This is a genomic window from Moorena sp. SIO4A5, from assembly GCF_010672005.1.
Classification (GTDB): Bacteria; Cyanobacteriota; Cyanobacteriia; order Cyanobacteriales; family Coleofasciculaceae; genus Moorena.
Map to the genome: position 1 here is coordinate 1 of NZ_JAAHHZ010000411.1, position 4,268 is coordinate 4,268.

Genomic DNA, 4,268 nt, shown 5'->3' on the forward strand with positions numbered 1-4,268 from the left:
TGATTTGAAGAGCGATTTGAAACATTCCAGTGGTACGGTACCGTTTGATAATCTTGGCTACAGCCGATTCCCATTCCTCAAGTGAAGTGAATTTTTTCTTACCACGACGGGGAATTTTCAGTTGTTCTAGAGCATCAGAGGTTTTTTGTAGGCGCTGGTTTAATTTTTTTTCTTCCGCTTGTACAATGGCAAATGACCGGACTACTAATTGTCGCTCATCCCAAGATATATCTTGAGCGTCGTTAACTTGAATTTTTTGATGAACTTTTCGTTCAAAACCCTCAGCAATATCTCGATTTTTTCCATCAGCATAGTCGTAGTCTATAGCTGTCAGGTCTTGCTTGTCATTCCAAACTGGTTGAAGATATTCAATTAATTTTTCCCGAGTTACTTGTTTGGCATTTAAAGGGCAAAGATAAAAATCTCCACCGGATACAATCTCAGTTCTCGTCGCCATTGATGCCATTTTACAGTCGCCAATATATAGTAATCCTGACTGTTGTAGCGTTGAGCGGACTCTTTCAATTGCGGGAATATATAATGGGTCGTCGGCTTTTTCTCCTGATAATATTTCCGTCGCTATTGGCATTCCTAAAGGGTCTAATGTTGACAACATTATTTTGACTTGTGCCAAGTCCGGACGATGGTCAATGCTCGGACCCCATTGAAATAACCCTTCGGGATTAACCCCACAGTGACTTGAAGCAGTTGTACTATCTAAACGTACTCGTTCTGGCTGTATATTATATACTTGCAGTAGACTGCTGTAGAGTTCCTTCTCAAAAGAGTACCAGTTTCTATCACAGTTAAAGTAACGTAGTACTGCCTCTAAGCGATCATCCGTAAGGTCGAGTTCACGTAACCCTTCCCCGACAAATCTTTTCAATGTTTCTAATCGTTTGGAAGCCCAGGCTTGAACCTGATTTAAACGGTGGTCTGCTTGGGATAATATATGTGCTAACCAAATTACTGCTACCTCCCCAAGGCTTTGACCTTTCCAATTTCCGTGTGTAGGGAAGTGCTTGTCTAGTAGCTTTTGTACTCCCATCTGCTCTATTTTTGTTAGGAGTACGGGGATATCATCGACTCGTTCGTTTGTGATTATCGGTTCAAATGCCATAACAACCAATATATCCTGATTTGCTTGTGGTTGGGATTATCTGTTTTGGTATACTTGGCGGTGCTTATTTTTTTAGTAGTTCTGAAAATCTCCCACAAAACCGAAATCCATACACCATCATGGGTTTTTGCTATCAAGGCCTAATTATCTTCAAACCACAGACTTCACTCCACAGACTTCACTGTTAAAACTTGCCTTCGTCAAGGGTGGCCATAGGCCAATCGCCCTTTGTGCAGTTCCGACGCTGGAAAATCCCAGCCCGTCTACTCAGTACATTTGTACCATACTCGAGACCTCTGATTCAATCCTTCAGCTTTTTCTAATTCGATTTAAAATGGGCGAACCGGGAGTGACTACTTATTGCATCAAGACATTGTGGCCAAGAAGAGATAAGATTAGATAAGTTCTATCCAAGCAAAATAATAAGTGTTTGATGAAAGGATAGTGATGAATTACCAGACGATAGGTTTACCTCAAGAATTCCTGAAAAGCTTGCAGGCATTACCACCACAGCAACAACGCATGGTGTTTGATTTTGTCGAGTTTCTGGCTCTTAAGTATGTTGAATCTGAGCAAAGCCAATCTCAGGCTCCTCGGATTTTAGGCTTGCTGGAAGGACAAGGATGGATGAGTGATGATTTCAACGAACCTCTATGTTGAGAATTAAGAATTTAGAATTTAGAATTTAGAATTTAGAATTGGGACTTCTGACTTCGGCGTTGCTGAATCAAGGAGTGAATAGGGTGCATGTCAGTTTTGTTAATCCCTGATTTAGATCCCCCTAAATCCCCCTAAATAAGCTAGGGCTGTTTCAAACTTTAGTAAGTTAACGATAAAAGGAGATAGGGAGATAGGGGAATATCGGGATAGGGGGATAGGTAAATAAACTAAAAATTCCCGAAAAATGCCCAAATTTAGTCATTAAAATCTGACGAATTAGCCGCCTTCAATCAACTCAAGTGCACCTGAAAACGGCTCTAAGTATTCGTTAAACTGGTGTTAGTCCCAGCCCTATTGGGTTTTTGCTTCTGTTTACCCTTTAGAGCTGAAGCTATACCAAAAGCACCAAAAGCCAATAGACTTAATACAGAACCGGGTTCAGGAACCGATATCCTAAAGTTTAATGCCGTTGTGATATCATAAGATGCTGTTGTGATATCATAAGATTCAAAAAATGAACATCCACCATTACACTCATGAGCCAATGAAAAAGGAGGTGGAAAAGAAAATTGATTGGTGTCTACTTCCAAATCATCTAGATCTAATAAATTATCTAGCTCCGACACGAATATAGTACTATTTTCAGATATCACCGTATCAATTCCGATGGGAAAGTTTAAGAAACTTTCCACAGACCAGATCCAATCTCCAACTTCAGGTGGATTATCTGGATTTAAAATTGTAATTTCAAATCCAGCGGCAGGAGCCAAAGATAAATTACCGCTTACAGAAACAGAACTTTCACCAGGAAAGAAAAATCCGAAAGGGAAACTGACCTCAAACGGATTAATATTTTCAATCCGGGTTTGCCATTGCCATCCGCTATTTGGCTTATTCAACAAATCCGTGAAAAGAACAGACTCTCCTCCAGCGAAAACCTCAGAATCTTTTCCTAGAACAAGATCTGCTAGTTGTTCTGGTATTCCACCATTTCCAGGAATTACATCAAGTTGTCCATCAGGATTCAAATCGAAATGAGTAGTCGTCTGACCTAATGGTTTAATGTCTAATTGTTGATCAAGCGCCAAAAAATTAGTGTTTTCTTCAACCTCCTGAACATTATTAATAGTTAAACTCTTCGCTTTCAAAGCTGTTGTTGGTAAAACCACTAGCGAAGTTAGTGTTACTAATACAAACCTTACAATATACTGTTTTTTACAAGGTTGATTTGTCATGGTAGAAACCCCTACATTTAAGCTAAATCCTTTTAGAGCCTCTTACTGTTTTGTCTTAAGTAATATATTCCAGCAATAAAAAAACATTAGTTGCTATCAAAAACAGTATCTTTAAAAATATTTATTAATACTACTAAAAAAAATTAAGGCAGTGTCCCTGTTTGATAACCAACTAGATTGATATTAGGGGACACGCCTTAATTACTGGCAATTAACCTACACTATTAGGATAGTTAATTGTCAGGTTTTTACGGATTTAACCTAATGGAATTAGATTTAAGTCAGTTGGTTGAGAATTAGCACCGTTAGTTGAACCATTTTGATCCGCAGCAATGGGATTTTCAGTATTAACAACGGTCAGTCTTGAGTTGTCAGAGAAAGTGAATTGAGTGGCTTGAATATAAGCAGAAACCGTGACAGGAATGAAACTTGTACCGACGGCGGTTAGTTTTCCTTTCAGATTGAATTTAGAGGTTTCTAAGTTGTAAAGACTGCGAGCTAATCCTTCTCGGTCGCTTTGAGATTGAGTTTGGTAACCCTTGGAAGAGTTTCTGTAGTAATCTGTTCGGCCACCAAACTTGGCACCAAAAATAGCAGATAATAAACCAGCTTTGCGACCTTTTGTGCGACTACCTTGAGTGATGGATTCCCACTCTTGAGCACTGAAGTAAGAAGAGGCTTTTTCCTGCCACTGATTTAAGCTTTCTTCAGAAACAGTAGTTAGCTCAATGTCGATATCTATGTTAGCAGTAGTACCCCTTTGAACCGTTACAAAAACCCCTGATGCTCGACCGTAACCATTTTGAATGGTACCACTTTCATAAGCGGCTTCTTCAGACATGGGAAGAATTACTTGGTTAAGAGAGACAATCTCAATTTCTGGGGTAGAAATAAGATCAATGTCTGGGGTCGAAATAAGATCCATTGTGTTCATGTATTTCTCCTTGTTGTACTTTTCAACACATGTTTCTTGAGCTTGGCTAAGTTTTTATCTCAGCACATTTTTATCATGACTAATAATTTTTAACGCCACAGTACCCCTGAGGGTACTATTAATCTATAAGTAGTCAGTTAATTAAAATGGCCATAACCCTTCATATATAAGGGTTATTAAAATAGAGGTACCTTGTAGCTATATTGGGTTATCTCCCCCCAGATACTGTTGAGATACCCCCAGTACAAATATCCACAGAGCTAATTGCCAGGCCTTAAGTAGCTGGACCAAATAAACCTCGCTTCTTGATGCAGTCGCT

General features: G+C 39.2%; 3 protein-coding genes and 1 pseudogene. 1 reads left to right on the forward strand and 3 read right to left on the reverse strand.

What is annotated here, in order from left to right; translation table 11 throughout:
* Positions 1 to 1,120, reverse strand: a pseudogene (locus F6K57_RS38065) (transposase); the annotation flags it as partial.
* 447 nt (positions 1,121 to 1,567) lie between these two features.
* Between F6K57_RS38065 and F6K57_RS38070 the strand changes: the two are divergent.
* Positions 1,568 to 1,780: a DUF2281 domain-containing protein gene (locus tag F6K57_RS38070; protein WP_293073652.1), complete on the forward strand. Its 213-nt coding sequence runs from the start codon at positions 1,568 to 1,570 to the stop codon at positions 1,778 to 1,780.
* A gap of 317 nt (positions 1,781 to 2,097) precedes the next feature.
* Here the strand turns inward: F6K57_RS38070 and F6K57_RS38075 are convergent, their stop codons facing one another.
* Complete coding sequence (locus F6K57_RS38075) at positions 2,098 to 3,015, reverse strand: hypothetical protein (protein WP_293073654.1); 918 nt, start codon at positions 3,013 to 3,015, stop codon at positions 2,098 to 2,100.
* Between the two features lie 256 nt (positions 3,016 to 3,271).
* The gene (locus tag F6K57_RS38080; RefSeq protein WP_293073656.1) at positions 3,272 to 3,940 is read right to left on the reverse strand and encodes a hypothetical protein; all 669 of its coding nucleotides are present in this window, start codon (positions 3,938 to 3,940) and stop codon (positions 3,272 to 3,274) included.
* Between the last annotated feature and the right edge of the window lie 328 nt (positions 3,941 to 4,268).